We start from the raw sequence: 25,891 nt of genomic DNA, 5'->3' as shown, positions 1-25,891 counted from the left end.
CGCTCGGTGTGGGCTGCCACACTGCTCGGCATGCGCGTGCTGCTCTGCCCGGACAAGTTCGCCGGCACCCTGCCCGCACCGGAGGTGGCCGCCGCGGTCGCCGAAGGTTGGCGCACCGTCACCGACGGAGACGATCTGCTGATCCGGCCGCTCGCCGACGGCGGGCCGGGCTTCGTCGAGGTGCTCGCGGAAGCCCTCGGCGGCCGGCGGGTGCCGGTGTCGACGGTCGATCCGCTGGGCCGACCAGCGGCCGGTGAGATCCTGCTCACCGCCGACGGCACGACCGCCTATCTGGAGAGCGCGCAGGCGTGCGGCCTGCACCTGCTCTCCGCGGCCGAACGTGACCCGAAGGTCACCACCTCGTACGGGCTGGGTCTGTTGGTGGCCGCCGCGGTGGAGAGCGGCGCCCGCACGGTGGTGATCGGGCTGGGCGGCTCCGGCACCAACGACGCCGGCGCCGGAATGCTCGCCGCGCTGGGCGCGACCCCCCTCGACCAGGGCGGCGCCGCGCTTCCGTACGGCGGGGCGGCGCTCGCCGTCGTCGACGCGCTGGACGGCGCGCCCCGGCTGCGCGGCGTCCGGCTGGTCGCGGCCACCGACGTGGACAACCCCCTGCTCGGCCTGCACGGCGCGAGCAACGTGTTCGGCCCGCAGAAGGGTGCCGACCGCGCCGACGTGCTGCTGCTCGACGCGGCCCTGGAGCGTTTCGCGGCGGTGCTGGAACGGGACCTGGCCGGTTGTCCGGCAGGGCTCGGCGCGCTGCCCGGGGGCGGGGCCGCCGGTGGCATCGGCGCGGCGCTCCTCGCCCTGGGCGGCGACTGCGAGTCGGGGATCGGCCTGGTCACCCGGGCCACCAGACTCGACGCCGCACTGGACACCGCCGATCTGGTGATCACGGGCGAGGGGTCGTTCGACCACCAGTCGCTGCGCGGCAAGGTCGTCGCCGGGGTGGCCGGCGCAGCCCGCGACCGGGGAGTGCCGTGCGTGGTGGTGGCCGGGCAGGTGAGCACCGGCCGGCGGGAGGCCGCCTCGGCCGGGGTGACCGACGCGTACAGCCTGGTGGAGCACTTCGGTGGCGAGGAGGGCGGCGGGCTCGACGCCGCGCTGAGCCGGCCCGCGGAGGGGCTGCGCGAGCTGGGCGCCCGGCTGGCCCGGCAGTGGAGCCGCTGAGCGTCCCGGCCGCTGGGACTTGGGCCCGACCTGGGGCGGGGGTCACGCCACGCGGGTGAGCCGGGCCGAGGCGGCGTACGATCGGCTGAGGACCACAACCGGGAATCACTGGACGGCGTGCGACGTTGGCCAGTGCGTCCGGACCCAAACCGCGCAGGGAGACTTCCACGTGACCACGCCAGCGCAGACCGAGTCGACCGAGGCCCAGGCCCCTACTTCCGTCGTCCTCACCGACGTCGCGGCGCAGAAGGTCAAGGCCCTGATCGAGCAGGAGGGCCGCGACGACCTGCGGCTCCGCGTCGCCGTGCAGCCGGGCGGCTGCTCCGGCCTGCGGTACCAGCTCTTCTTCGACGAGCGTTCGCTCGACGGTGATGTCGTGACCGACTTCGGTGGTGTCGGTGTCGTCGTCGACCGCATGAGCGCCCCGTACCTTTCCGGCGCGACGATCGACTTCGCCGACCGGATCGACGCCCAGGGCTTCACCATCGACAACCCCAACGCGGGCAGCTCCTGCGCCTGCGGTGACTCGTTCAACTGAGTCACACCACACACCAGCGACGATGGGGCCGTCCTTCGGGACGGCCCCATCGCCGTACCGGTCGGGGGTCGCACACCGGCCGGGGAGCGGTCCCGCACGGGGCCGTGGCGAGCTGGTTGCCGGTGTCCGACCGAGCGGTGACCATCGGGTTGCCGTGCCGGTAGGCTGACCGCGCCCTGCTCCCGACCCCGAGGGTTGACATGAAGATCGCCGTCACCGGCTCGATCGCCACCGATCACCTGATGAGTTTCCCCGGTCGCTTCGCCGACCAGCTCATCGCCGATCAACTGCACAAGGTGTCCCTCTCCTTCCTGGTGGACGACCTGGTGCTCCGCCGCGGCGGCGTGGCGGCGAACATCTCCTTCGGGATGGGCCAGCTCGGCCTGCGCCCGGTGCTGCTCGGCGCGGTCGGGGCCGACTTCGCCGACTACCGCTCCTGGCTGGAGCGCCACGGCGTGGACTGCGACTCGGTGCACGTCAGCGAGGTGGCACACACCGCCCGCTTCGTCTGCACCACCGACACCGACATGTGCCAGATCGCGTCGTTCTACGCCGGTGCGATGAGTGAGGCCCGCAACATCGAGCTGGCCCCGGTCGCCGACCGGCTCGGCGGTCTGGACCTGGTGCTGGTCGGCGCCAACGACCCCGAGGCGATGCTGCGCCACTCGGCCGAGTGCCGCACCCGCGGGTACGCCTTCGCCGCCGACCCGTCCCAGCAGCTCGCCCGGATGGGCGGCGAGGACGTGGTGGCGCTGATCGAAGGCGCCGAGTACCTGATGACCAACGACTACGAGAAGTCGCTGCTGCAGAGCAAGGCGCAGCTGAGCGACGACCAACTGCTGGACCTGGTCAAGGTGCGGGTCACCACGCTGGGCAAGCACGGTGTGGAGATCGCCGGGCGCGGCATCGACCCGATCCACGTACCGATCGCGCGGGAGATCCGGGCGGTCGACCCGACCGGCGTCGGCGACGGTTTCCGGGCCGGCTTCTTCACCGCGCTCTCCTGGGGAGTTGGCCTGGAACGCGCCGCCCAGGTGGGCTCGCTGCTGGCCACGCTGGTCCTGGAGACCGTCGGCACCCAGGAGTACGACGTCCGCCGCGACCTGTTCGTCAAGCGGCTCGCCGAGTCCTACGGCGACACCGCGGCGGACGAAATCCGCCCCCACCTCCTCCCGGCGTAGCCCCCACCCCACCCCACCCCACCCCGGCGATCTTGCACTTTCTGTCGTCGTATCGCGGCTTCTGCACGCTTTTGTCCCCGCAGAAACTGCAAGATCGCGGGGACGGGGGTGGGTCAGTGGGTGCGGCGGACGTCGTAGGCGGGGCCGTCTGGGCCGTCGACGGACCCTAGGTACTCCTGGCCACGCATCCGGCACCAGGCCGGAATGTCGACCGCCGCCGCCGGGTCGTCGGCCAGCACCCGGACCACCGTGCCGACCGGCACCTCGGGCATCCGTCGCGCCGCCGCGATCACGGGCAGCGGACAGCGTTGCCCCCGGCAGTCGATCACCTCGTCCGGCATCGTCACAGCCCCACCACCCCGGCCTCGGCGCGCAGCCCGGCGACGATCCCGGGCAACTCGGTAAGGAACCGCTCCACGTCCGCCTCCGTCGTCTCCCGGTGCAGGCTGACCCGCACGTTGCCGTGCGAGAGCACCCCCATCGCCTCCAACACGTGCGACGGACGCAACGTCGACGAGGTGCAGGACGAGCCGGACGACACGGCGAAGCCCCGCCGGTCCAGGGCGTGCAGCAGCGCTTCCCCGTCGACGTACAGGCAGGAGAAGGTGACCAGGTGGGGGAGCCGGAGCACCGGGTCACCCACCACCTCCACGTCGGGCACCTCCGCCGCGACCCGCTCGCGGATCCGGTCCACCAGGGCGGCCAGCCGGGTCGCCTCGGTCGCCGCGTCGGCCGCCGCCGCCCGCAGGCTCGCCGCCGCCGCCACGACCGCGGGCAGGTTCACCACCCCGGGGGTACGTCCGCCCTCCCGCTCGTCGGCCGGCCAGGGTGACTCCCAGCGGGTGCCCTTGCGCACCGCCAACACCCCCACCCCGGGTGGTCCGCCCCACTTGTGGGCGCTCGCCGTGAGCACCGACCAGCCGGCCGGCAGGGGCACCCGGCCCACCGACTGCGCCGCGTCCACGTACAGCGGCACACCCGCGTCGGCGCACGCGGCCGCCGCCTCGGCGACCGGCTGCACCGTACCCACCTCGTGACTGGCGGTGATCAACGCGGCCAGCGCGACCCCCGGGGCCCGAACCGCGCTCGACCACGCGGTCAGGTCCAGCCGGCCCAACCGGTCGACCGGCACCGCGGTGGCGGACCCGCCCGCGCCAACGTGCCGCTCCGCCGCGTGCAACACCGCCGAGTGTTCGATCGCCGAGTGCACCAGCGTCGACCCGACCCGGCGCCGCCCCGCCAGACCTCCGAGCACCGCGCCGTGGGCTGCGGTCGTACCACTGGGGGTGAAGGAGACCTCGTCGGCGCGGACACCGAGCGTCAGCGCGGTGGCCTCGCGGGCGGCGTCGAGTAGTTGCCGGGCCCGGCGGGCCTGCGTGTACAGCTTGCCCGGGTCGGCCCAGCCGTCGTCGAGCGCGGCCAGCAGCGCCTGCCGCGCGACCGGATGCGTCGGCGCGGCGGTCGCCGCGTCCAGGTAGACCGGGGATGCGCTCACAGACGAAGACGGTATCGCGGCGGTATGCCTAGGATGCCCCCGATGGGGGTCGGACAGTGACCCCACCACGGCCGAGCCCGTCATGGTCGAGTAATCTGCGACCGTCGGTGACGCCTTTGCCGCCGGTGCTGACGAAAGACGCACCGCGGCGCGCTAGGGAGGCAGGACCAGGTGGTCGCAAGGAGTTCGGAGGTACGGCCGTCGGCCGTACGGCACAGCGCTTCCCCAGGGGTTGGTGGACGCCGGGGGCGTGGTGCTGGTCGCCTGGCCGGGCTCGGTCTCGGTGGCGTGGCGTTGCTGGTTCTGCTCACGGGCTGTGACGTCGGTCAGACGTTCCACGGCTTCGGCTGGCCGCAGGGCGGCATCTCGGCGGAGTCCAAGCGGATGTACGACCTGTGGATCGCCTCCTGCATCGCCGCGCTCGCGGTCGGCGTCTTCGTGTGGGGCCTGATCTTCTGGTGCGTCGTGCGCTACCGCAAGCGTGGCAACTCGCTGCCGGTGCAGACCCGCTACAACATGCCGATGGAGTTCCTCTACACCATCGCGCCGATCCTGATCGTCTCCGTGCTCTTCTACTACACGGCGATCGTGCAGACCGACGTGGACAAGCTGTCGAAGAACCCGGACGTCACGGTCGAGGTCGTCGCGTTCAAGTGGAACTGGCAGTTCAACTACCGCGACGGCCAGGGAACGGAAGCACGCACCACCGCGTCGACGCTCGGCACCAGTGAGGTCATCCCGGTGCTGGTGCTGCCGACCAACCGGTCCATCCGGTTCGAGGAGACCAGCCGCGACGTCATCCACTCGTTCTGGGTGCCGGAGCTGCTCTTCAAGCGCGACGTCATGCCGGGCAAGATCCGCAACGTGTTCGAGGTCTCCAGCCTGGATGCCGAGGGTGCCTACGTCGGGCGCTGCGCCGAGCTGTGCGGCAGCTACCACGCGTTCATGAACTTCGAGCTGCGGGTGGTCTCGCCGGAGAAGTACGACCAGTTCCTGGCGGCCAAGCAGAGTGGCAAGTCCACGCAGGATGCGCTGTCCGCGATCGGTGAGCAGCCGTACGCGCAGACCACGCAGCCGTTCGACACGCGGCGGACGCAGGACAACTTCAACCCGGACGACGTTCCGGCCCGCACGGGAAGCTGAGGCAGCCGCATGAAGACCGAGTGGCGTATCTTCCTGATCATCGCCGGGTTCCTCTTCGGTGCCACCATCCTCTACGGCGCCTGGACGAACGGGGAGTCGGGCGGCGTCGAGTGGGTCGGCACCGTCGCCCTGCTGCTGTCGTTCCTGCTCTGCTCGATGTGCGGTGGCTTCTTCTGGTTCGTCTCCCGCCGCATCGACCTGCGCCCGGAGGACCGCCCGGACGCCGAGATCGCCGACGGCGCCGGTGAGGTCGGCTTCTTCAGCCCGGGCAGCTACTGGCCGTTCGGTCTGGCGCTGGCCGCCGCGATCGCCGCGCTCGGCATGGTGTTCTGGCAGTTCTGGCTGATCGGCGCCGGCCTGCTGGCCGTCGTCTTCGCCGCCTGTGGGCTGCTGTTCGAGTACTACAGCGGCACCCGGCGCACCGCCGAGCACTAACCCACCCGGTCGCCGTCGCGACCGACCCCGCACGACGAAGGCCCGTTCCCCGAGGGGAGCGGGCCTTCGGTCATGCGCGGCGCCCGGTGCGGTGGTGCGGCGGTCAGGCGGCGTGGCGGCGGGCGGGCTGACGGCGGCGGACGGCCAGCCGGGTGACCGGGAAGGCGAACGCGCTGACCACCACGGCGGCGCCGCAGTCGGTGCAGATCAGCTCTGGACAGTCGGTGCCGTGGCCGTCGACGCAGGGCGGCGCCTCGAACAGCGCCACGCCCTCGCAGACGTCGCAGTAGAGCTCGCGATGCGACACGGGCGTCTCCTCTCGATACCAGGCGGGCCACCCCCGGATGCGACAACGACGCACCGACGGCGGCAGAGAACCACTCAGCTGTAGTTTCCCAGACGGGTCCGACAAATCTCCGCGCCGATGGGTCCGGCGAGGGGCGGGGTCAGGCGGTGGCGGTCTCGATCCAGCGGTCCAGGGTCGCGGCGGCCGCGCCGGAGTCGATCGCCTCGGCAGCGCGGGCCAGGCCGGTGCGGAGCGCCTCGGTCAGGTCGCCGTCGAGTGGGCCCTGGGTGGCGAGCGCCGCCGCCGCGTTGACCAGCACCGCGTCCCGGACCGGGCCCGTCTCGCCGGCCAGCAGGCGATGGGCTACGCCCGCGTTGTACGCGGCGTCTCCGCCGCGCAGGTCCGCGAGGGTGGCCCGGGGTACCCCCAGGTCCGTCGCGTCCAGCACGGCCTCGCGTACGGTGCCGCCCTGGGCCGCCCAGACCCGGGTCGGCGCGGCGGTGGTGAACTCGTCCAGCCCGTCCTCGCCGCGCATCACGATCGCCGAGTCGCCACGGGCCGCGAACACGCTGGCCATCACCGGCGCCATCCGCAGGTCGAAGCAGCCGACCGCGCCGGCCCGGGGGCGGGCCGGGTTGGTCAGCGGGCCGAGGAAGTTGAAGAAGGTGGGCACGCCCACCTCGCGGCGAACCGGGCCGGCGTGCCGCATCCCGGGGTGGAACCGGGCCGCGAAGCAGAACCCGATGCCGGCCTCCTCGACACAGCGGGCGACCTGCTCCGGGCCGAGATCCAGCGGGATGCCGAGGAACTCCAGCAGGTCCGCGGTGCCGCACAGGGAGGAGGCGGCCCGGTTGCCGTGCTTCACGACGCGCACCCCCGCGCCGGCGACCACCAGCGCCGTCATCGTGGAGATGTTGACCGTGTGGGCGAGGTCACCGCCGGTGCCGACCACGTCGAGTGCGGTACGGCGCAGCTCCTCGGAGAGGGCCACCGGGACCGCGCGACCCAGCATCGCCTCCACAAGGCCGGCCAGCTCCGCGGGGGTTTCGCCCTTGGCCCGCAGCGCCACGGCGAAGGCGGCGATCTGCGCCGCGCTCGCCGAGCCGGTCATGATCTCGTCCATCGCCCAGGCGGTGTCGGCGGTGGAGAGTTCGTCACCGCGCAGCAGCGCGTTGAGCAGGTGCGGCCAGGTCCGATCGCCCATGGCGGGCCTCCCGAGCATGCGAAGTGCGGGTGGGCTGGAACCGGCGCCGAGGAGATCCGGCGCCGTGGGGGTGCCGGAGGAGCGTGGGACGTCAGGCGGGTGCGTGCGTCCGCAGCAGCTCGGCCACCGTGCCGCCGGTGGTCACCGGGTCGAGCGGGTGCACCAGCGTCGCGTCGACCTCGGCGTACGCGGCGAGCCATCGGTCGGCCGCGCGGGCGATCACCAGGCAGGTCGGGGGAGCGTCGTCCCGGTCGTCCTTGATCTGCCGGGCGATGCCGATGCCGCCGCCCGGGCTCGCCTCACCGTCGAGCAGCAGCAGGTCGATCTCGTAGTCGTCGACCAGCCGGATGGTCTCCGCGTAGGTCGACGCCTCGACGAACTCGATCTGCAGACCGGGCGCGGGCCGGGTGCCGACGGCCATCCGCATCCGATCACGGACCTGCGGGTCGTCGCTGTAGAGCAAAACGGTGCAAAGACGATCGCTCATGGCTGGCCTGACTCCCACCTCGTAGCTGCTCGCAGATCGTACCGGTCGGCGTGACGTAGCCGACATCCCGCCCGGCGTCGCGCGTCGGGGCGTACCGTCCGGGCAGCTCAGGCGGGCGCGGCGTCGGCGGCGCGGTCGCGGGCCTCCTGGCGGTCCAGCTCGCGGTCCACCCGGCGGGCCTCCCGCTCGGACTGCTTGACCCACTGCACCACCAGCACCGCGAGCATGGTCACACTGACGAACTCGCCACCGGCCCAGAGGATGCCGCCGGCGACCACCTGGTCCTGCCAGGGGTCGACCCAACCGAGGTTGAGCGACGGGTACCAGTCGCCGCCGAAGAGCGTGCTGCTCTGCATGATGGTGAGACCGAGCACGGTGTGGAACGGCACGGAGAGCAGCATCAGCAGCGCACGCGCCGGGTACGGCCAGCGGCCGGGCAGCGGGTCGAGGCCGAGCAGCGGCCAGAAGAACACGCAGCCGGTCATGATGAAGTGCGCGTGCACCAGCTCGTGCGCCCAGGCGTGTTCGAGGGTGAAGCGGTACAGATCACTGAAGTACAGCACGAACGGGTTGACCACGAAGATGGCGAACGCCACCAGCGGGAAGCTGTAGACCCGGGCGACGCGGCTGTGCACGATCGCGAGCAGGCGCTTACGCGGGCCGACCGGCAGGGTCCGCAGGGCCAGGGTCATCGGCGCGCCCAGCGCCAGGAAGATCGGCGCCACCATGGACAGCACCATGTGCTGGATCATGTGCACGGACAGCAGCGCGGTGTCGTACGCGTGCAGACCGCTGACCGTGACGAGCGCGATACCGCCCAGCCCGGGGCCGAGGAAGAACACCGTACGGACGACCGGCCAGCGGTCGCCCCGCAGCCGCAGCCGGTACACCCCGTAGAGGTACAGGCCGGCGGCGAGCACCAGGCCGAGGGCCAGCCAGCTGTCCAGCCGGGTCTCGCTCAGCACCGCGCCGACGGTGAACGGCGGCGGGGCCGAGGTGGCGGCGAAGATCGGATCGACGTGCAGCACGCTTTTCAGGCTAGGCCAGGCGAACCGGACCCTGACGCTCGGGCCACGGAAGGCGCAGGTTTGCCACCCCGCTGATCGCCGGCCATGGTCAGGGGCAATAATGACGGCGTGACTGCGGCCCCAGCCATTGACAAGAGCCGGATCCACTCTCTGACCCGACCAAACATGGTCAGCGTCGGGACGATCGTGTGGCTCTCCAGCGAACTCATGTTCTTCGCGGCGCTGTTCGCGATGTACTTCTCGATCCGCGCGGCTGCGCCGGAGCAGTGGGAGAAGCACACCGAGGCGCTGAACATCCCGTACGCGACCACCTTCACGGTGATCCTGGTGCTGTCCTCGGTGACGTGCCAGCTCGGCGTCTTCGCGGCGGAGAAGGGTGACGTGCACGCGCTGCGGCGCTGGTTCACCGTCACCTTCGTGATGGGCCTGATCTTCGTTCTCGGCCAGCTGAACGAGTACCGGCACCTGGTCGCCGACGGCATCAAGATCAACGGAGACGGGTACGGGTCGGTGTTCTACCTGACCACCGGCTTCCACGGCCTGCACGTGACCGGCGGTCTGATCGCCTTCATCATCTTCATGGTCCGCACGACCATGGGCCGGTTCACCCCGGCGCAGGCGACCTCGGCGATCGTCGTGTCGTACTACTGGCACTTCGTCGACGTCGTGTGGATCGGGCTGTACGCCATGATCTACTGGCTCCAGTGATCTTGCGCGTCACATTCCGCGCTGCTGCTCCGTCCCCTGAGACAGGTCCAACCGGTTAAGGACACCGCTCATGACTTCTGACAACGACCGCCGACGCGGTCTGCTCGCGCGGTTGCGTGAGCGGCCCGCCGCGCGCAGCAGGGGCCGCCGCCGGCTGGGCGCCGCGGTCCGGCTGATCGCCGCGCTGATGCTCGCCGGCGGCGCCTACACCGTCTTCGCCCCGGGCGCGCAGGCGCAGGACAACCCGCAGCTGACCGGCGCCGCCGCCGAGGGCAAGGCGCTGTTCGACGTGAGCTGCGTGACCTGCCACGGCCGTAACGCCCAGGGTGTCGAGGGCCGCGGGCCGAGCCTGATCGGCGTCGGCGCGGCATCGGTCGAGTTCCAGGTCAGCTCCGGGCGGATGCCGCTGGCCCGCCAGGAGGCCCAGGCGCACCGCAAGCCCCCGCTCTTCACCGACGAGCAGACCCGCCAGCTGGCCCAGTACATCCAGGAGCTCGGCGGCGGCCCGGTCGTGCCCGACGGCGACGACCTCCGCGAGGACGGCAACATCGCGGCCGGCGGTGAACTGTTCCGGATCAACTGCTCGCAGTGCCACGCCTTCGGTGGTGGCGGCGGCGCGCTCTCCTCGGGCAAGTTCGCCCCGAGCCTGCACCCCGCGACCGACCGCCAGATCTACGCGGCGATGCTGAGCGGCCCGCAGAACATGCCGGTGTTCGGCGACAACCAGCTTCGGCCGGAGCAGAAGGCCGACATCATCGCCTACATCCAGGAGACGCTGAAGCACGACCAGGACCCGGGTGGGTTCAACCTCGGGCGGTACGGCCCGTCCACCGAGGGCCTGGCGATCTTCCTGGTTGGCATCGTGGCGCTCGTCTTCGCTAGCCTGTGGATTGCGGGTAAGTCGTGACCGAGCAGGCCATCCGAATCAGTGCTGTGGTGCCGCTCGGCGCCACCCGTAGCGAGGTGACGGCATGAGCACCCACACCGAGCACCAGGCCCCGCAGGGCCAGGAGCCGCTCGACGTGAACGACCCCAAGCTGACCCGGTTCGACATCGTTCGTGAGGGCGCGCGCCGGGACGACATCGAGATCGTCCACTACGAGCCCCAGGTGCTGCCGGGCACCAAGGCCGAGCGTCGGCTGACCCGGGTGGTCGCCGGCTTCTTCCTGATCACCGGCCTGGCCGCGACCGCCTTCCTGGCCATCTACATCTGGTGGCCGTGGAAGTACGAGGCGGGCCGGGGCGGCGACAAGTTCTACACCCCGCTGCTCGGCTTCACCCTCGGCGTGGCGCTGCTCGCCGTCGGCTTCGGCATCCTGACCTGGGGCAAGAAGTTGCTGCCCAAGGAGGTCTCGATCCAGGACCGGCACGAGGGCCAGGTTGACGAGGAAGGCCGCACGATCACCGGCCAGACCATGCTCTACATGGCGGACGAGCTGGGCGTGAAGCGTCGCCCCCTGCTCGGCATCTCGCTGCTGGCCGGTCTCGCGCCGGTCGCCGCGGTCGCCGCCGCGCCGCTGGTCGGCGGTTTGATCTCGCAGCCGCACAAGAACAACCAGATGTTCACCACCGGGTTCGCGGCGGCCGAGGGCGGCCAGCGGATCCGCCTGGTCCGCGAGGACGGCCGGCCGATCCGCCCGGCGGACATCAGCACCGGTGGGCAGCTGACCGTTTTCCCCGGCATCGACCACGGCGTGAGCAACAGGCACGCCGACTCGCCGACGCTGTTGATCCACCTCCGCGACTCCGACGCGCAGGAGTCGCGCCGGGCCAACGAGCGGGTCGGCCACGGTGACTACATGTGGGGCAACTACGCGGCGTTCTCCAAGATCTGCACGCACGCGGGATGCCCGGCCAGCCTGTACGAGCAGCAGACCAACCGGCTGCTCTGCCCGTGCCACCAGTCCCAGTTCCTGATCACCGACAACGCCCGGCCAGTCTTCGGCCCCGCCAGCCGGCGGCTGCCGCAGCTGCCGATCGAGGTGGACGCCGAGGGCTTCTTCGTGGCGAAGTCCGACTACACCGAGACCGTCGGGCCTGATTTCTGGGAGCGGCCATGAAGCGTCGAAAGTTTGACCTTGCGGCGACGCCGGGCAAGGCCGCGGTGGGAGTGGACGACCGCTTCGCGGTGGCCACCCCGCTGCGCAAGCTACTGAACAAGGTCTTCCCGGACCACTGGTCCTTCCTGCTCGGCGAGATCGCGCTGTTCTCGTTCGTCGTGCTGCTGCTGACCGGTGTGTTCCTCACCTTCTTCTTCGAGCCGGCGATGACCGAGGTGGTCTACGACGGCAGCTACGCGCCGTTGCAGGGCACCCCGATGTCCGCCGCGTACGCCTCCAGCCTGGACATCTCGTTCGATGTCCGCGGCGGTCTGGTGATGCGGCAGATGCACCACTGGGCGGCGCTGCTGTTCATGGCCGCGATCGTCGTGCACATGCTGCGGGTGTTCTTCACCGGTGCCTTCCGCAAGCCGCGCGAGACCAACTGGATCATCGGTTCGTTGCTGTTCTGGGTCGGCTTCCTGGCCGGCTTCACCGGCTACTCACTGCCGGACGACGGCCTGTCCGGCACCGGCCTGCGGATCGCCTCGGCGATCATGCTGTCCATCCCGGTGATCGGCTCCTGGGTCACCTCGTCGATCTTCGGCGGCGAGTTCCCGGGCACGATCATCATCAGCCGCTTCTTCATCGCCCACGTGCTGCTCATCCCGGGTCTGCTGGTCGCGCTGATCAGCGTCCACCTGGGCCTGGTCTTCAAGCAGAAGCACACCCAGTGGCCCGGCCCCGGCCGGACCAACAACAACGTGGTCGGCGAGCGGATGTTCCCGCGGTACGCGTTGAAGCAGGGCGGCTTCTTCATGGTCGTCTTCGGCGTCATCGCGCTGATGGGCGGTCTGTTCCAGATCAACCCGATCTGGCTGTTCGGCCCGTACGAGGCGTGGGTGGTCTCGGCCGCCAGCCAGCCCGACTGGTACGTCATGTTCCTCGACGGGTCGACCCGACTCATGCCGGCCTGGGAGATCCCCATCCCGATCGGCGACGGGTACGTCATCCCGCCGCTGTTCTGGCCGACGGTCGTGCTGCCCGGCATCCTGGTGGGCCTGTCGACGATGTACCCGTTCCTGGAAGCCCGGCACCTCAAGGACCGCAAGAGCCACAACCTGCTCGAGCGTCCCCGGGATGCTCCGGCCCGGACCGCCGTCGGCGCCATGGCCGTCTCGTTCTACATCGTGCTGACGCTCTCCGGCGCCAACGACGTGATCGCGGACAAGTTCCAGATCAGCCTGAACGCGATGACCTGGGCGGGCCGGATCGGCCTGCTGGTGGTCCCGCCGCTGGCGTACTACGTCACCTACCGGCTCTGCCTGGGTCTGCAACAGCACGACCGGGAGGTGCTCGCGCACGGCGTGGAGACCGGCATCATCCGGCGCCTGCCGGACGGCCGGTTCGTCGAGGTGCACCAGCCGCTCAGCGCGTCCAACGGGCACGCGGACGGCCACGGCCAGCTGGACTACGTCGGCTGGGTCGTGCCGAAGAAGATGAACCGGCTGGGGGCCCTCGGCCCGGCCATCCGGGGCTTCTTCTACCCGATCGAGAAGCCGGTCGAGGCGCCGGTCTCGCCGGGGCACCCGCCGGTCGAGGCCCGACCCGAGCGCGAGGAGATCACCAGCGGCGAGAGCCGCCGCTGACCGCCCGATCGCACTGTTACGGGGCGCCCGCCGGATTCCGGTGGGCGCCCCGTCGTATCCGCACCCCCCGCCCATCCGACCAGGAGTCGGACGGCCACAGCGGGACCGGTCGACCCCGCGCGACGGGCGATCGCAGGAATAACCCCGGTGAGCCGGGTATCCGTGCGGTCCAACGTCTCAAGGGGGGGAAGCATGTTGGGTATCAAACGCCTCGGCCTGTTGGCCGCGCTGGTACTGGTCGGTGTCGCGCCGGCTGCGGCCGCGCAGGCCGCGGCACAGCCGTCGACGCAGGACACCCAGTACCTGCAGGCGGTACACCAGGTCAACCTGTTCGAGATCACCGCTGGTGACCTGGCTCAGCAGAAGGGCCAGGACCAGGGGGTCAAGGACCTGGGCGCGATGCTGAAGACCGACCACACCCAGCTGGACCAGACGGTGCAGCAGACCGCGTCGCAGCTCGGGGTGGAACTGCCGAACGAGCCCAGCGCCGATCAGCAGGCGGTCATCGACAAGCTGAACAACGCCAGCGGCGCGGAGTTCGACCGGCTCTGGGTGACCAGTGAGCTGGCCGGCCACGTCCAGGCCATCCAGGCCACCCAGACGGAGATCTCGCAGGGCTCCGAGCCGACGGTGGTCCAGTTGGCGCAGACGGCGCTTCCGACGCTGCAGACGCACTACGACGAGTTGGTGGCGCTCGCCAACAAGTTGGGCATCCCGGTTCCGCAGACCAGCGCCAGCGGTACGCCCAGCCCGGGCGGCACCGGCACTGAGTCGCCGGCTCCGGGCGGCACCGGCACCGAGTCGCCGGCTCCGGGTGGGACCACCGAGTCCCCGGCTCCGGGCGGCGGCAGCACCGAGGTACCGGCTCCCAGCGAGAGCTGACGTAGCCACAGCAGACGGCCGGTCCACCCCACGGGGTGGACCGGCCGCCCTGTGCGCCCTGGGGCCGGCACGGGCCCCGGAACGGCGGGCGGGTCAGTCGGCGCTGGCCAGGCCGATCGCGAACGCCTCCTCCAGGTCGTGCTGGGAGTACGCTCGGAAGGCGATGTGCGACTCGGTGTTGAGCACGCCCGGGACCTTGGAGATGCTGCCCGCGATGACCTGGGCGATCTGGTCGAACTCGCGGACCCGGACGATGGCGATGAGGTCGACGTGCCCGGCCACCGAGTAGACCTCGCTGACACCGGGAAGGTTGGCCAGGTTCTCCGCCACCTCGGGGATCGCATCGGTGGCGCAGTCGATCAGCACGATCGCGGTGATCACGGGGCATTTCTCCGTTCGTCGGCGTCGTCGCCCATGCTAGATGTTCCCGCCCGAGACCGGAGGCGGGAGCCGTCGGGGCTCAGCCCTGGGCGGGGCAGGGCACGGTCAGGTCGCTTCCGGCCCGGATCACGTTCCGCAGCCGCTCACCGGCGCGTACGGTCGCGCCCGGCCACACCACCGTGCGGAACACGTCGCCGTCCACCCGCGCGCCCGCGCCGACGACCGACTCCACGCAGCGGCCGGTCACCGTCGCGGACTCCTCGACGAGAGCGCCGCCGGCTGCCGCGTGCAGGTTGGCCGCCAGGTAGTCGGCCGGGGTGCCGGTGTCGATGAAGGTGCCCGGATAGGGCACCACCGTCAGGGCGCCCGCCGCCTCGGCCGGACGCCACACGGCGCGGACCAGGTCCGAGAAGACGACCGGCAGGTCGCGGACCAGCCGCCAGGGCAGCAGCGAGAAGCCGGTGAAGGAGTGCCCGGCGAAGGTGCCCGGCGCCGCCGGGTCCGCGGCGGGCTGGCCGAGCAGGCGTACGGTGTGCCCGTCCCAGTCGGCGAGCAGGGCGGCCACGTCCGGGCCCGGGGGAGCATCCGGGTCGGCGAGGTACGCGTCGGCGTTGCCGACCAGCACCGGCCGCCCGTCGATCCAGTCTCGCAGGTTGGCCACCCCGCCCGCGGTGCCCAGCGGGTCGCCCGGCTCCACCGACAGGTGCGCCCGGTCGCCGACGTGTGCCACCACCTGGTCGCCGAGGTAGCAGGCGTTCACCGCGACCCGGTCGGGACCGGTCAGGCCCAGGCCGGCCAGCCGCGCCAACGCCCGCTCCAGCAGGGGTACGTTGCCCACCGGGCAGAGCGCCTTGGGGACCCGTTCGGTGAGCGGACGCAGCCGCGTGCCCTCGCCGGCGGCCAGCACCACCGCGCACAGCTCCGCCGGCACACCGGCCGTGCCGGTCACGGGGTGTCGTCGGGCACCGGTGGCGGGAACTGCCCGGCCAGCGGCCCGATGTCGTAGTAGGCGAGCAGCCGGGCCGTCGGCCAGGTCAGCTTGGGCAGGTCGTCCAGGGGGTGCCAGGCGGCCTCGAAGACCTCCCCGCCGTCGACGGTCAGCTCGGTGCTGGACGCCGGCACCTCGGTCTCGAAGACCATGTCCACCCAGCCCTTGGCGTGCACGATCGCGTTCGGCAGCGCCGGACGCAGCCGGGACGGAGGGAGCCGGACGCCGGACTCCTCGAACAGCTCACGGGCCGCGCCCACCACCGGGGCCTCGCCCCGGTTGAGCAGGCCGGCGGGGAGTGACCAACCCTTGCCGGGCGGCTGGCGCAGCATGAGCAACCGACCCGCGCCCGTCGCCTCGGAGTCACGGACCAGGGTCACCGCGCCGACGATGTACTTCGGCACGGCAAGCCGGACCAGGCGCCGGCGCACCGGCAGCGGCAGCCGGTAGAAGGCCTGGTAGAAGAGGGCCCGACCGGTGGCGCGGGAGCGGGGGATCATGGCTCCAGGCTAGTGGTCACGAATGTCCTTCGGACGCGCTGGGGCCCGCCGGGTCACTGTCGATGGTCGACCAGGTCGATGAGCTGGCGGACCACGGTGTCCGGTTCGATCACCCGGTCGAAGACCGCGACCAGCAGGGTCTCCAGGTCGGGGTAGCCCAGCTCCTCGGAGAGGCGCAGCAGCGGCAGGTCACTGGCGAGGCCCCGGTTGTGCTGGCGCAGGGCGAGCCCGATGGTGGCCCGACCGAGGCGTACCTTGTCGCTGATCGTGATGCCCGGCTCGGTGTGCTCGGCGAACCACCTGTTGATCTGCATCTGCGCGTGCGGCGACTTGACGAAGCTCAGCCACTCCCGGCGGGGGCCGCGCGGCGCCACCCCGGCCTCGAAGCCGTTGTCGCCGTCGTTCTCGGTGAAGATCTCCACCACGTCGCCCTCGTCCAGCTCCGAACTGAGCGGGGCCAGTCGACCGTTGATGCGCGCGGCCAGGCAGTGGTCGCCCCGGTCGTTGCCCAGCTCGTACGCGAGGTCGACGGGCGTGGCGCCGGCCGGCAGCACGACCTGCCGCCCGTCGGAGAAGACCTGGATCTGCCCCTCGGCCAGGTCACAGCGCAGCGACTCGTAGAACTGTGCCGGGTCGGCGGCGTCCGGCTCCCAGTCGAGCACCCGGCGCAGCCAGTCCAACTGCTCCGCGCGGGCCGCGGCGCTGCTGCTGCCCGAGCGGGGAAACCGGAAGTCGGCGGCGATGCCGTACTCGGCCGAGCGGTGCATCTCCTCGGTGCGGATCAGCACCTCCACCGTGCGGTCCTGGGGGCCGCAGACGCTGGTGTGCAGCGAACGGTAGAGGTTGTTCTTCGGCGAGGCGATGAAGTCCTTGAAACGGCCGGGCACCGGTCGCCAGGTGCCGTGGATCGCGCCCAGCGCGGCGTAACAGTCGGTGGCCGGGCCGTCGACCACCACCACGATGCGGGGCAGGTCGTACGGGGCGGTGTGGCCGCCGGCGATGGTGTCCTTCCAGATCGAGTAGAGGTGCCGGGGACGCGGGCTCACCTCGGCGTCGACCCGGCTGCGACGCAGCGCCACCCGGGCCCGGGTCACCACCGAGTCGAGGTACGCGTCCCAGCCCGGCCGGTCGTGCACGTGCCGGGCCAGCCGGGCGTGCTCGTCGGGCTCAAGGTGCAGCAGCACCACGTCGTCCAGCTCGCGCTTGAGGGTCTGGATGCCCAGCCGGTCACAGAGCGGGACCAGCACCTCCTGGGTCTTGCGGGCGATCCGTTCCCGCGACGACGCGGAACGCACCCCGAGCGTGCGCATGTTGTGCAGGCGGTCGGCCAGCTTGATGATCAGCACCCGGACGTCCTTGGCGGCCGCGACGATCATCTTGCGGATCGTCTCCGCCTCGGCGGCCTTGCCGTAGAACGCCTTGTCGAACTTGGTCACCCCGTCGACCAGGTGAGCCACCTCGCCACCGAAATCCTCGGAGAGCGCCTGGAGGGTGTAGCGGGTGTCCTCCACGGTGTCGTGCAGCAGCGCCGCGACCAGGGTGATGGTGTCCATCCCCAGCTCGGCACAGATCTGCGCCACCGCGAGGGGGTGGGTGATGTACGGCTCCCCGCTCTTGCGGAACTGCCCGCGGTGCATGTTCTCCGCGATGGTGTACGCACGACGCAGCACCGCGGGGTCGGTGCCGGCGTGGATGCCCCGGTGGGTGCGGACCAGCTGCGTGACCGGGTCGGAGTCGGTGGTCGGCCAGCTGAGCAGCGACCGCAGCCGGCGGGCGAGCGGCAGCTCACCCGGCTGTGTCGGCAGGGCGCCCCCCAGGGCGGCGCCGTGTCCGGCGTCGACGTCCACGAGGGACACCTCCTCACCCCGGCTCCGCACCGCCGGATCCCGGCGGCGGGGAGCAGGCCCACGAATCGGGCAGGACTGCACTTCTCTAACAGCCTAAGCGAGTCGACGTAGTCCGATCGGTCAGTTGGTCATGAGCGTTCGGTCGAGAGTTGGTGGGACGCGCCGCTCTCGGCCTTCGTCAGCAGGTCACGGAACCGGCCCGCGCCACTCGCCGGAGAGGACCAACCGGAGGACATCTCGACGAGTCGGGTCTCCGGTCGCTCCAACCAGGACAGGATCCGCTCGGACTCCTCCGCGGTGGCGGCCGGCACCGGACCGTGCCCGCCGGACACCGTCTCGGCGGTGGCCCGGATCGTGGTCAACGTGGGTCGCGGGTGCACGCCCGGCGGCGACACCCCCGCGCCGGCCAGCCGGCCGTGCCGGACCAGCGCCAGCTCCCAGCCGCCCCGGGCGGCCGGCCGGGCCGCCGCCAACTCGACGATCCCGGTCAGCGCGGCCAGCCGCTGCATCCGCACGGTGGCCCGCAGCACGGCGGCCAGCCGGGACCGCACCACGGCGGCCTCCTCGTAGCGCTGGTCGCGGGAGAGCACGTCGATCCGGGCGAGCAGCGCGTCCACCACCGGCTGGGGGTCGCTGGCCGTCGCGGTGCGGAAGGGCGCGGCGGCGCTGTCGTCGTACTCCTCGGGGGTGATCTTGTGTTCGCAGGGTGCCGGGCAGCGACCCAGCTCGGCCAGCGCGCACGCCGGCGTGACGGTGCGCAGCGAGAGCCGGTGCGTGCACTGGCGCAGCGGCACCGCGTCGTGGAAACCGGCGGCGGCCAGCTCGGCGGCCCGCCGGGAGGTGAACGGCCCGAGGTACGCGGTGTCGGTGGGGGAGAGGTCGCGGACGATCGACAGCCGAGGGTACGGACCGTCGGTCAGCTTGAGCCAGACCATCCGTTCCGGGTACTTGGACCGGCGGTTGTACGGCGGGGCGTGCGCGGCGATCAACCGCAGCTCACGGACCTCCGCCTCCAACGAGTGGGAGCACTCCACCGCCTCGACCCGCTCGGCCGCACCCAGCATCTCGGAGATCCGGGCACGCTTCTCGCCGGCCGTGAAGTAGCTGCGCACCCGGGTGGCGATGTCGACGGAGGTGCCGACGTAGAGCGGTCGGTCGTCGGCGGCCCGGAAGATGTAGACCCCCGGGACCTTGGGCAGCCCCTCGGCCAGGTGCCGTTTGCGGCGCTGGGTCGGGGTGACCGCGCGGGCGAACTCGATGGCGTCGCCGACCGTGTCCACCCGGTGCCCACCGAGGCGACCGATCAGCCCGTGCAGCACGTCGACGGTGGCCTTCGCGTCGTCCAGCGCCCGGTGGGTGGGTTGGGTGGCGGTGCGGAAGTAGGCGGCCAGGGTGCCGAGCTTGCGGTTTGGCACCTCGTCGCGGGTCAGCACCCGGCGGGCCAGCGCCGCGGTGTCCAGGACCCGGGGGTTGGGCCAGCGGTAGCCGTGCTTCGCGCAGGCGGCCTTGAGGAAGCCCACGTCGTACGGGGCGTTGTGGGCCACCAGCACCGCGTCGTCGATGAACTCCAGGAAGCTCGGCAGCACCTGCTCGATCGGTGGCGCCGGCACCAGCATGGCCTGGGTGATGCCGGTCAGCACGGTGATGAAGGGCGGAATCGGCTGGCCCGGGTTGACCAGGGTCGCCAGCACCCCCAACTGCTCGCCACCGCGCACCTTGACCGCGCCGATCTCGGTGATGCCGCCGCCGTCCGGCGCGCCGCCGGTGGTCTCCAGGTCGACCACCACGAAGGTCGTCGCGTAGAGCGGCAGCGCCGGGTCCACCCCGCCCACCGCCGGGTCGAGACCGGCCAGTGACTCCTGGACGTACTCCGCCTGTGCCATCGGCGGCACGCTAGCGCCACGGTCCGACACTCCCGTCGCAGCCGTCCCATCCGTCACCATGGGGCTAGGATGAGAGATCGGCTCACTCACCGGGCGGTGGGCCCGGTCGCGGTGGGAGACTTGCCACATGCCCCTCACCGAGCCGTACGACGACCACCTCCCGCAGGAGGATCCGGTCGCGCTCGACGGGGCTGTCGGCAACCCGGACGACAACGTAGTCACCGACACATCGGGCGCATCTGACCCGACGACGGGCGACGGCCCCGCTGCCGAGCCCGAGCCGACCCTGCCCGAGCCGGTCCGGCAGCGGATCGTGACGCTTACCGCGGCGGTGCTACCCACCCTCCCCACCGACGAGGTCCCGGTGCCGTTGCGCCGGGTGGCCAAGTTCGCCCCCAACCGACGCGCCCGGCTCGGCGCGCCGGTCATCGCCGCCCAGCTCACCGCCGACCCGCTGTTCCGGCAGCGGGTCACGGCGCGGGTCCTGGCCGACGCCGGTGACCTCGGTGCGGCAGTGGTCGAGGGCACCGCGCCGGCCGCCGCCGACCCGGTCGAGGTGGCCGCGCTGGCCTACCTGGCCCGGCCCCGTGGCTGGCGGGAGCTGATCGACGCCAGCGGCGCGGCCGTGCGCGCCGAGGCGGACAGCGCCGTCGTCGCCGAGCTGGTCCGCGAGGCCGAGCAGCGGGCCACCCGGGCCGAGCACGACCGCGCGGTGGCCCGGGTCGAGGCCGAGAAGCTCCGCGACGAGTTGGCCCGCGTCCGCGAGGAGTTGGGTCAGCTCCGCGAGGAGTCCCGGCAGGTGGCCCGCACCCTGCGGGAGACCCAGGTCCGCGAGCGGAAGGCCACCGAGCTGCTGGCCACCGAGCGCGGCCGGGCCGCTCGCGCCAGCGCCGACGTGGACGCCGAGCTCCGCCGCGCCCGGGCCCGGCTGGCCGAGGCGGAGGCCGCCGCCGGGGTGGCGCGGGCCAGCGCCAAGGAGGCCCGCTCGGTCGACGACGCCCGGCTCTGGCTGCTGCTGGAGACCATCGGTCAGGCCGCCGTCGGGCTGCGCCGCGAGTTGGCGCTCGACCCGGTGGACAAACTCCCCGCCGACTTCGTCGCCGACGCGTTCGCCGAGCAGCCGGGCACCGCCCCGGCCGGCCCCGCCGCCCGCGCCCGCGACACCGACGACCCGGCCCGGCTCGACCAGTTGCTCGCCCTGCCCCGGGCGCACCTCGTGGTGGACGGCTACAACGTCACCAAGCGTGGCTTCGGCGAGATGTCCCTGGAGCAGCAGCGCAAACGCCTCATCACCGGGCTGGGCGGGATCGCCGCGCAGACCGGCGACGAGGTCACCGTGGTCTTCGACGGCGCCGAACGGATGCACGGGCTGCCGCCCGCCCCGCGCGGCGTACGGGTGCTCTTCTCCCGCAAGGGCGAGACCGCCGACGAGTTGATCCGGCGCCTGGTCCGCGCCGAGCCGGCGGGCCGGCCGGTGGTCGTTGTCTCCTCCGACCGCGAGGTCGCCGACGGGGTACGCCGGCACGGGGCGTACCCGCTGGGCGCGGACTCGCTGCTGCGGCGACTCGCCCGCTCCTGACCCGGCCGGCCACACGTCGCGCTGTGCCTGAACCTGTCCCACCCCGGCGCTAGCATCGCCGCGACCGCCGAGGGATGGGAGTCGCCATGGCACAGGACGACGACGTCAAGGTCTTCGTCGACCGGGACTTGCGGGGTGCGCGGTTCAACAGGTCGACATTGGCCGGCGCGGTGATGCGCGGCATCGACGTGGATGGCCTGGACATCGACGCCCCGTGGCTGGCCGACAGCACATTCGTGGTCAACGGCGTCGATGTCGTGCCGCTCGTCGAGGCCGAGCTCAACCGACGGTTCCCCGGGCGTGAGCTCAGGCAGGCCGACAACCCGGACGACCTCCGGGCGGGGTGGGCCGCGCTCGAACGGGCCTGGGCGTCGGCGGTTGACCGGGCCTTGGCCATGCCTGAGGGTGCGGTCGACGTCTCGATCGACGGGGAGTGGTCGTTCGCGCAGACGCTGCGCCATCTCGCGTTCGCCGCCGACGCGTGGTTGGGCAAGGCGGTCCTGCGCCTGCCGCAGCCGTTCCATCCGCTGGGTCAGTGGCACGTCGAGTACGAGACCGACGGCTTCGACATGTCGGTCTTCGCTACGGAGCAGCCGACCTTCGACGCGGTCCTCCAGGTGCGGGCCGAGCGGCAGGCGATGGTGCGCGAATTCCTGGCGGCCGTCACGCCGGAGCTGCTCACCGAGTCTCGGCCGAGCGCTTGGTGGCCCGAGCACATCGTGTCCGTCCTGCACTGCCTCCACGTGATCTTTCAGGAGGAGTGGCAACACCTCCGCTACGCACTGCGTGACCTCGACGCGCAGGGTTGAGACCTCGCCGCGCGCGATCAACCCGGGTTCCGTGATGTCGAGGGTTTCCGGCCGGGCGGGATACCCCGATTTCGCTGATCTGGAGTGGATCTAGCACTGAAACGGGCGGTCGGACGCGGTTCCTGTCGTACCCGGTGGTTAGTGTCGATGTCACCGACGGTGCTCGGACGGCGACGGCAGGGGTCGCCCGTGCACCGAGAGCCGATCAGGAGGCGTGATGCTCATCGACTGCGACGGGTGCGCGAAGCGGGCCGGAGGCTGTTCCGGCTGCCCGCTGACCGCCCTGTTCGACGAGACGTCCCCGGCGGCCGGGTTGGTCGCCGCCGAGGTCGAGGCCATCGAGGTGCTCGCTCGGGCCGGCTTCGACGTGGAGGTGCTGGCCGCGCCGGCGCGCCCCGGCGCGGCTCGCCGCCGTCCCACCCGTCGGGTCGCCTGAGCGCGACACCGCGCCCGGAAGCGCGCTTCTCCCGGGCCATAGGATGAGCGGTCACGGCGGGAGGAGCGGCGCGATGAGCGGGGAACGACGGCACGACGGCGGGCTAGTCGACGGCGCGCTCGGTGACGCCGGCAGGGCCCGCCGGGCGGTGACGCGGTGACCCCGCGCGGTTGGGCGCTGCTGGCCCTGGCCGGGCTGACCATCGCGCTTGTCGTGCTGGCCGCGCTGCTCATCCCGTGGCACCGCCCGCCGGCACCCCGGGCCGACCAGCTCGCCGCGCTGGGTGACCTGCCGGCCGAGCAGGTGGCCAAGGGGCGGGAGTTCCGCGCCGCGCTGCGCCCCGGCGGCTATGCCGCGCTCGCCGTCGGGCTGCTGATCGCCCTCGCGCTCGGGTTGACCCCGCTGGGCAGTCGCCTGGTCGAGCTGGTGGGCCGGCCGTTCGGCGGGCACTGGGCCGCGCAGGCGGTGCTCGGCGGGCTGGCGGTGGTGCTCGTCGCCGACCTGGTGACGCTCCCGTTCGCCGCCTGGCGGCAGAGCGTGCTCACCCGCTACGGGTTGAGCACCAACGGCTGGAGCGGCTGGGCGGTCGACCTGCTCAAGTCGTACGCGGTCAGCGCGGTGATCGGCGCGGTGGCGCTGTTCGGCTTCTACGCGGTCATCCGGCTCGCGCCGCGCTGGTGGTGGGCGTTCGGCGCGGCCGGCGCCGCGGTGCTGGTGGTGCTGCTGTCGTTCGTGCTGCCGGTGCTGGTGGAGCCCGTGTTCAACCGGTTCACCCCGATGGAGCAGGGCCCGCTGCGCACCGAGTTGATGAGCATGGCCGCCCGCGACGGGGTGCCTGTGCGTGACGTGCTGGTCGCCGACGCCTCCCGCCGCACCAGGGCGGTCAACGCGTACGTCTCCGGTCTCGGGCCGACCCGACGGGTGGTCGTCTACGACACGCTGCTGCGTGAGGCGACCCCGGCCGAGGTGACCGCCGTCGTGGCGCACGAGTTGGGGCACGCCAAGGATTCCGACGTGGCGGCCGGCACCCTGACCGGGGCGCTGGGTGCCGCGGCGGCCGTGGTGGCGCTCTACCTGCTCGGCTCGTGGGGGCCACTGCTGCGGCTGGCCGGTGTCGACTCGGTGGCCCAACCGAGCGCGTTTCCGCTGCTGGTCGCCCTGGTCACGGTGGCCGGTCTGGTCGCCGCTCCGGTCCAGGCGCTGATGTCCCGACGCGTGGAGGCGCGGGCCGACGCGCACGCGCTCGCGCTCACCAACGACCCGGAGTCCTTCGAGTCGATGCAGCGCCGGCTCGGCTCGGTCAACCTCGGCGACCCCGACCCGCCCCGCTGGGAATACCTCTATTCGGCCTCGCATCCGTCCACCGTGGAGCGGATGGCCGCCGCCCGCGCGTACGCCCGGGAGGCCGGCCGATGAGCCGCACGCTGCTGATCACCAACGACTTCCCGCCCCGCCCGGGTGGGATCCAGTCCTTCGTGCACAACCTCGCGGTCCGTCAACCGGCCGGCTCGGTGGTCGTCTACGCGTCGAGCTGGCGCGGGGCCGCGAAGTTCGATGCCGACCAGCCGTTCGAGGTGGTCCGGGAGCGCACCCGGGTGCTGTTGCCGACCCCGTTGATCGCCCGCAGGGCGGCCCGGTTGGCGCGCGCGTACGACTGCGACACGGTGTGGTTCGGCGCGGCGGCCCCGTTGGGGCTGCTCGCGGCCGGCCTGCGGAGGCGGGCCGGCATCCACCGGGTGGTGGCGCAGACCCACGGCCACGAGGTCGGTTGGGCCGCGGTGCCGGCCGCCCGGCCGGCGCTGCGGCGCATCGGTCGGGGTGTGGATGTGACCACCTATCTCGGCGAGTACACCCGTAGCCGGTTGGCGCGCGTGCTGGACGGGGTGACCGAGCTGCGCCGGCTCGCCCCCGGGGTCGACGTGGACACCTACCACCCGACCGTGGACGGTGAACACGTCCGGGCCCGGCTCGGGTTGACCGACCGGCCGGTGGTGGTCTGTGTGTCCCGGCTGGTGCCGCGCAAGGGGCAGGACACCCTGATCCGGGCCCTACCGGAGATCCGCCGTCGGGTGCCCGACGCGGCGCTGCTGATCGTCGGTGGCGGGCCGTACCGGGCGACCCTGGAGAAGCTGGCCCGCCAGACCGGCGTGGAACGGGATGTGGTGTTCACCGGCACGGTGCCGTCGGTCGAGTTGCCGCCGCACTACGCGGCCGGCGACGTCTACGCGATGCCGTGCCGCACCCGCAACCGTGGCCTCGACGTCGAGGGGCTGGGCATCGTCTACCTGGAGGCATCCGCGACCGGCCTGCCGGTGGTGGCCGGTGACTCCGGGGGTGCGCCGGACGCGGTCCGGGAGGGGGAGACCGGCTACGTCGTACGCGGCCGGGACGTTGCCCAGCTCGCCGACCGGGTCGCCCGGCTGCTCGCCGACCGAGACCTGGCCCGTCAACTGGGCGCGGCCGGCCGGGCGTGGGTGGAACGAGAGTGGCGCTGGGAGGCGCAGGCGGAACGCATGGCGGCACTGCTCGCCGGCTGACCGCCGCCCGTGTTCAGCTCTCCCGGGCGGGCGCGTAGCGCGGCACGTACTCCTGGCCGGTGAGCTTCTGGATCGCCGCCATCACCTCGTCGGTGACCGTCCGGATGTCGCGCGGCCCGTTGATCCGTTCGGCGACCGGGATCGGCGGGCCGAACCGCAGGGTGACCGGGTGTCGACGGGGCAGCCGCGCGTCGACCGGCAGCACCTCGGCGGTGCCGAGCACGCCGACCGGGATGATCGGCACCCCGGCGTCGCGGGCCAGCCGGGTCATCCCGACCCGGCCCCGGTAGAGCCGCCCGTCCGGCGAGCGGGTGCCCTCCGGGTAGACGGCGACCAGGCCGCCGGCGCGCAGCACCGGGATGGCGGCGTCGAGGGCGCGCAGGGCGGCCCGGCCGTCGGTGCGGTCGACCGGGATGGCGCCCATGCCGGCGACGATCCGCCGGTTGAGCCAGCCGCCCGGCCCCCGGCCGTTGAAGTACTCGACCTTCGCCCAGAAGGTGACGTGTCGGGGCGTCGAGGCGACGAGGAACAACTCGTCGGCGACGGACAGGTGGTTGCCGGCGAGGATCGCCCCGCCGTCCCGGGGCAGATGCTCAAGCCCTTCCACCCGCGGCCGCCAGCCGAATCGCAGCGCGGTGCCGACGGTCAGCTTGGTGACGTCGTACAGCAGGGGCACGTGTCCTCCG

At 72.2% G+C, this 25,891-nt stretch carries 27 protein-coding genes; 15 read left to right on the top strand and 12 right to left on the bottom strand.

The features are described from left to right. The first annotated feature begins 30 nt into the window (after nt 1-30). The 3 genes from ACFYL6_RS30500 (at nt 31) to ACFYL6_RS30490 (ending at nt 2,889) form a co-directional block, all read left to right on the top strand. Nucleotides 31-1,170: a glycerate kinase gene (locus ACFYL6_RS30500; protein WP_387176664.1), complete on the top strand. Its 1,140-nt coding sequence runs from the start codon at nt 31-33 to the stop codon at nt 1,168-1,170. A 169-nt stretch (nt 1,171-1,339) separates the two neighbouring features. Next, entirely contained in the window at nt 1,340-1,708 is a 369-nt protein-coding gene (erpA, locus tag ACFYL6_RS30495) for an iron-sulfur cluster insertion protein ErpA (RefSeq protein ID WP_124774267.1), read from the top strand. A gap of 200 nt (nt 1,709-1,908) precedes the next feature. Next, nucleotides 1,909-2,889 (top strand): carbohydrate kinase family protein, encoded by a 981-nt coding sequence (locus ACFYL6_RS30490; protein WP_387176569.1) that lies wholly within the window; start codon nt 1,909-1,911, stop codon nt 2,887-2,889. Nucleotides 2,890-3,002: 113 nt separating this feature from the next. Here the strand turns inward: ACFYL6_RS30490 and ACFYL6_RS30485 are convergent, their stop codons facing one another. Beyond that, the gene (locus ACFYL6_RS30485) at nt 3,003-3,236 is read right to left on the bottom strand and encodes a sulfurtransferase TusA family protein (RefSeq protein ID WP_387176567.1); all 234 of its coding nucleotides are present in this window, start codon (nt 3,234-3,236) and stop codon (nt 3,003-3,005) included. After that, nucleotides 3,233-4,384 (bottom strand): cysteine desulfurase family protein, encoded by a 1,152-nt coding sequence (locus ACFYL6_RS30480; RefSeq protein WP_387176565.1) that lies wholly within the window; start codon nt 4,382-4,384, stop codon nt 3,233-3,235. Before ACFYL6_RS30480 ends, ACFYL6_RS30485 begins: the two co-directional genes overlap by 4 nt. 171 nt (nt 4,385-4,555) lie before the next feature. Here ACFYL6_RS30480 and coxB point away from each other — a divergent pair, with 171 nt between their 5' ends. Further along, entirely contained in the window at nt 4,556-5,527 is a 972-nt protein-coding gene (gene coxB, locus ACFYL6_RS30475) for a cytochrome c oxidase subunit II (protein ID WP_387176563.1), read from the top strand. Between the two features lie 9 nt (nt 5,528-5,536). Further along, complete coding sequence (locus tag ACFYL6_RS30470; protein WP_387176561.1) at nt 5,537-5,962, top strand: cytochrome c oxidase subunit 4; 426 nt, start codon at nt 5,537-5,539, stop codon at nt 5,960-5,962. Nucleotides 5,963-6,065: 103 nt separating this feature from the next. Here the strand turns inward: ACFYL6_RS30470 and ACFYL6_RS30465 are convergent, their stop codons facing one another. The 4 genes from ACFYL6_RS30465 to ACFYL6_RS30450 all read right to left on the bottom strand — a co-directional run bounded on the left by ACFYL6_RS30465 (nt 6,066) and on the right by ACFYL6_RS30450 (nt 8,967). Further along, complete coding sequence (locus ACFYL6_RS30465; protein ID WP_387176559.1) at nt 6,066-6,269, bottom strand: hypothetical protein; 204 nt, start codon at nt 6,267-6,269, stop codon at nt 6,066-6,068. A 139-nt stretch (nt 6,270-6,408) separates the two neighbouring features. Next, entirely contained in the window at nt 6,409-7,452 is a 1,044-nt protein-coding gene (trpD, locus tag ACFYL6_RS30460) for an anthranilate phosphoribosyltransferase (protein ID WP_387176557.1), read from the bottom strand. 91 nt (nt 7,453-7,543) lie between these two features. Next, a complete protein-coding gene (locus ACFYL6_RS30455; protein WP_387176555.1) occupies nt 7,544-7,939 on the bottom strand; it encodes a hypothetical protein in 396 nt (131 codons plus the stop codon). 107 nt (nt 7,940-8,046) lie between these two features. Beyond that, nucleotides 8,047-8,967, bottom strand: coding sequence for a cytochrome c oxidase assembly protein (locus tag ACFYL6_RS30450; RefSeq protein WP_387176553.1), 921 nt, complete (start codon nt 8,965-8,967; stop codon nt 8,047-8,049). 108 nt (nt 8,968-9,075) lie between these two features. On the opposite strand from ACFYL6_RS30450, the gene ACFYL6_RS30445 reads away from it, so the two are divergent. From ACFYL6_RS30445 to ACFYL6_RS30425, 5 genes are all read left to right on the top strand, one after another. Next, on the top strand, nt 9,076-9,675 hold the full coding sequence (locus ACFYL6_RS30445) for a heme-copper oxidase subunit III (RefSeq protein ID WP_091408043.1): 600 nt from the start codon (nt 9,076-9,078) through the stop codon (nt 9,673-9,675). A gap of 70 nt (nt 9,676-9,745) precedes the next feature. Beyond that, nucleotides 9,746-10,582 (top strand): cytochrome c, encoded by an 837-nt coding sequence (locus ACFYL6_RS30440; RefSeq protein WP_387176552.1) that lies wholly within the window; start codon nt 9,746-9,748, stop codon nt 10,580-10,582. A 64-nt stretch (nt 10,583-10,646) separates the two neighbouring features. After that, on the top strand, nt 10,647-11,735 hold the full coding sequence (locus tag ACFYL6_RS30435) for a ubiquinol-cytochrome c reductase iron-sulfur subunit (protein ID WP_387176550.1): 1,089 nt from the start codon (nt 10,647-10,649) through the stop codon (nt 11,733-11,735). Next, entirely contained in the window at nt 11,732-13,363 is a 1,632-nt protein-coding gene (locus ACFYL6_RS30430) for a cytochrome b N-terminal domain-containing protein (RefSeq protein ID WP_387176548.1), read from the top strand. Before ACFYL6_RS30435 ends, ACFYL6_RS30430 begins: the two co-directional genes overlap by 4 nt. Before the next feature lie 192 nt (nt 13,364-13,555). Then, nucleotides 13,556-14,245 carry a DUF4142 domain-containing protein gene (locus ACFYL6_RS30425; RefSeq protein ID WP_387176546.1) on the top strand — a complete coding sequence of 230 codons (690 nt, stop codon included), beginning with the start codon at nt 13,556-13,558 and terminating at the stop codon, nt 14,243-14,245. A gap of 93 nt (nt 14,246-14,338) precedes the next feature. Here ACFYL6_RS30425 and ACFYL6_RS30420 read toward each other — a convergent pair whose 3' ends face one another. The 5 genes from ACFYL6_RS30420 to ACFYL6_RS30400 form a co-directional block, all read right to left on the bottom strand. Then, the gene (locus ACFYL6_RS30420) at nt 14,339-14,626 is read right to left on the bottom strand and encodes an Lrp/AsnC family transcriptional regulator (protein ID WP_074313163.1); all 288 of its coding nucleotides are present in this window, start codon (nt 14,624-14,626) and stop codon (nt 14,339-14,341) included. Between the two features lie 79 nt (nt 14,627-14,705). Beyond that, nucleotides 14,706-15,575 carry an NDP-sugar synthase gene (locus tag ACFYL6_RS30415; RefSeq protein WP_387176544.1) on the bottom strand — a complete coding sequence of 290 codons (870 nt, stop codon included), beginning with the start codon at nt 15,573-15,575 and terminating at the stop codon, nt 14,706-14,708. Further along, nucleotides 15,572-16,114 (bottom strand): NUDIX hydrolase, encoded by a 543-nt coding sequence (locus tag ACFYL6_RS30410; protein ID WP_387176543.1) that lies wholly within the window; start codon nt 16,112-16,114, stop codon nt 15,572-15,574. The genes ACFYL6_RS30415 and ACFYL6_RS30410 overlap by 4 nt, the downstream gene beginning before the upstream one ends. A 53-nt stretch (nt 16,115-16,167) precedes the next feature. Next, nucleotides 16,168-17,961: a RelA/SpoT family protein gene (locus ACFYL6_RS30405; RefSeq protein WP_387176662.1), complete on the bottom strand. Its 1,794-nt coding sequence runs from the start codon at nt 17,959-17,961 to the stop codon at nt 16,168-16,170. A 128-nt stretch (nt 17,962-18,089) separates the two neighbouring features. Beyond that, nucleotides 18,090-19,844 (bottom strand): DEDD exonuclease domain-containing protein, encoded by a 1,755-nt coding sequence (locus ACFYL6_RS30400; protein WP_387176541.1) that lies wholly within the window; start codon nt 19,842-19,844, stop codon nt 18,090-18,092. A gap of 127 nt (nt 19,845-19,971) precedes the next feature. Between ACFYL6_RS30400 and ACFYL6_RS30395 the strand changes: the two genes are divergently transcribed. The 5 genes from ACFYL6_RS30395 (at nt 19,972) to ACFYL6_RS30375 (ending at nt 25,205) form a co-directional block, all read left to right on the top strand. Further along, entirely contained in the window at nt 19,972-21,423 is a 1,452-nt protein-coding gene (locus tag ACFYL6_RS30395) for an NYN domain-containing protein (protein ID WP_387176540.1), read from the top strand. Between the two features lie 86 nt (nt 21,424-21,509). After that, entirely contained in the window at nt 21,510-22,232 is a 723-nt protein-coding gene (locus tag ACFYL6_RS30390; protein WP_387176538.1) for a DinB family protein, read from the top strand. A 217-nt stretch (nt 22,233-22,449) separates the two neighbouring features. After that, the gene (locus ACFYL6_RS30385) at nt 22,450-22,668 is read left to right on the top strand and encodes a hypothetical protein (RefSeq protein WP_238657243.1); all 219 of its coding nucleotides are present in this window, start codon (nt 22,450-22,452) and stop codon (nt 22,666-22,668) included. 156 nt (nt 22,669-22,824) lie between these two features. Then, the gene (locus ACFYL6_RS30380; protein ID WP_387176536.1) at nt 22,825-24,084 is read left to right on the top strand and encodes a M48 family metallopeptidase; all 1,260 of its coding nucleotides are present in this window, start codon (nt 22,825-22,827) and stop codon (nt 24,082-24,084) included. Next, nucleotides 24,081-25,205 (top strand): glycosyltransferase family 4 protein, encoded by a 1,125-nt coding sequence (locus tag ACFYL6_RS30375; RefSeq protein ID WP_387176534.1) that lies wholly within the window; start codon nt 24,081-24,083, stop codon nt 25,203-25,205. Before ACFYL6_RS30380 ends, ACFYL6_RS30375 begins: the two co-directional genes overlap by 4 nt. A gap of 13 nt (nt 25,206-25,218) precedes the next feature. Here the strand turns inward: ACFYL6_RS30375 and ACFYL6_RS30370 are convergent, their stop codons facing one another. Further along, the gene (locus ACFYL6_RS30370; RefSeq protein ID WP_387176532.1) at nt 25,219-25,881 is read right to left on the bottom strand and encodes a lysophospholipid acyltransferase family protein; all 663 of its coding nucleotides are present in this window, start codon (nt 25,879-25,881) and stop codon (nt 25,219-25,221) included. Nucleotides 25,882-25,891 lie beyond the last annotated feature (10 nt).

The organism is Micromonospora sp. NPDC007208 (assembly GCF_042869175.1).
Lineage (GTDB): Bacteria > Actinomycetota > Actinomycetes > Mycobacteriales > Micromonosporaceae > Micromonospora > Micromonospora foliorum.
Note: the sequence above shows the minus strand (reverse complement) of the source record. Positions and strands in the feature narration are given on the sequence as shown.

Excerpts from the sequence above, each read along its gene's own strand:
- ACFYL6_RS30500 (WP_387176664.1), top strand. The coding sequence starts at position 31 with ATGCGCGTGCTGCTCTGCCCGGACAAGTTCGCCGGCACCCTGCCCGCA.
- ACFYL6_RS30490 (WP_387176569.1), top strand. The coding sequence starts at position 1,909 with ATGAAGATCGCCGTCACCGGCTCGATCGCCACCGATCACCTGATGAGT.
- ACFYL6_RS30470 (WP_387176561.1), top strand. The coding sequence starts at position 5,537 with ATGAAGACCGAGTGGCGTATCTTCCTGATCATCGCCGGGTTCCTCTTC.
- trpD (WP_387176557.1), bottom strand. The coding sequence starts at position 7,452 with ATGGGCGATCGGACCTGGCCGCACCTGCTCAACGCGCTGCTGCGCGGT.
- ACFYL6_RS30455 (WP_387176555.1), bottom strand. The coding sequence starts at position 7,939 with ATGAGCGATCGTCTTTGCACCGTTTTGCTCTACAGCGACGACCCGCAG.
- ACFYL6_RS30440 (WP_387176552.1), top strand. The coding sequence starts at position 9,746 with ATGACTTCTGACAACGACCGCCGACGCGGTCTGCTCGCGCGGTTGCGT.
- ACFYL6_RS30435 (WP_387176550.1), top strand. The coding sequence starts at position 10,647 with ATGAGCACCCACACCGAGCACCAGGCCCCGCAGGGCCAGGAGCCGCTC.
- ACFYL6_RS30430 (WP_387176548.1), top strand. The coding sequence starts at position 11,732 with ATGAAGCGTCGAAAGTTTGACCTTGCGGCGACGCCGGGCAAGGCCGCG.
- ACFYL6_RS30425 (WP_387176546.1), top strand. The coding sequence starts at position 13,556 with ATGTTGGGTATCAAACGCCTCGGCCTGTTGGCCGCGCTGGTACTGGTC.
- ACFYL6_RS30410 (WP_387176543.1), bottom strand. The coding sequence starts at position 16,114 with ATGATCCCCCGCTCCCGCGCCACCGGTCGGGCCCTCTTCTACCAGGCC.
- ACFYL6_RS30400 (WP_387176541.1), bottom strand. The coding sequence starts at position 19,844 with ATGGCACAGGCGGAGTACGTCCAGGAGTCACTGGCCGGTCTCGACCCG.
- ACFYL6_RS30395 (WP_387176540.1), top strand. The coding sequence starts at position 19,972 with ATGCCCCTCACCGAGCCGTACGACGACCACCTCCCGCAGGAGGATCCG.
- ACFYL6_RS30390 (WP_387176538.1), top strand. The coding sequence starts at position 21,510 with ATGGCACAGGACGACGACGTCAAGGTCTTCGTCGACCGGGACTTGCGG.
- ACFYL6_RS30385 (WP_238657243.1), top strand. The coding sequence starts at position 22,450 with ATGCTCATCGACTGCGACGGGTGCGCGAAGCGGGCCGGAGGCTGTTCC.
- ACFYL6_RS30375 (WP_387176534.1), top strand. The coding sequence starts at position 24,081 with ATGAGCCGCACGCTGCTGATCACCAACGACTTCCCGCCCCGCCCGGGT.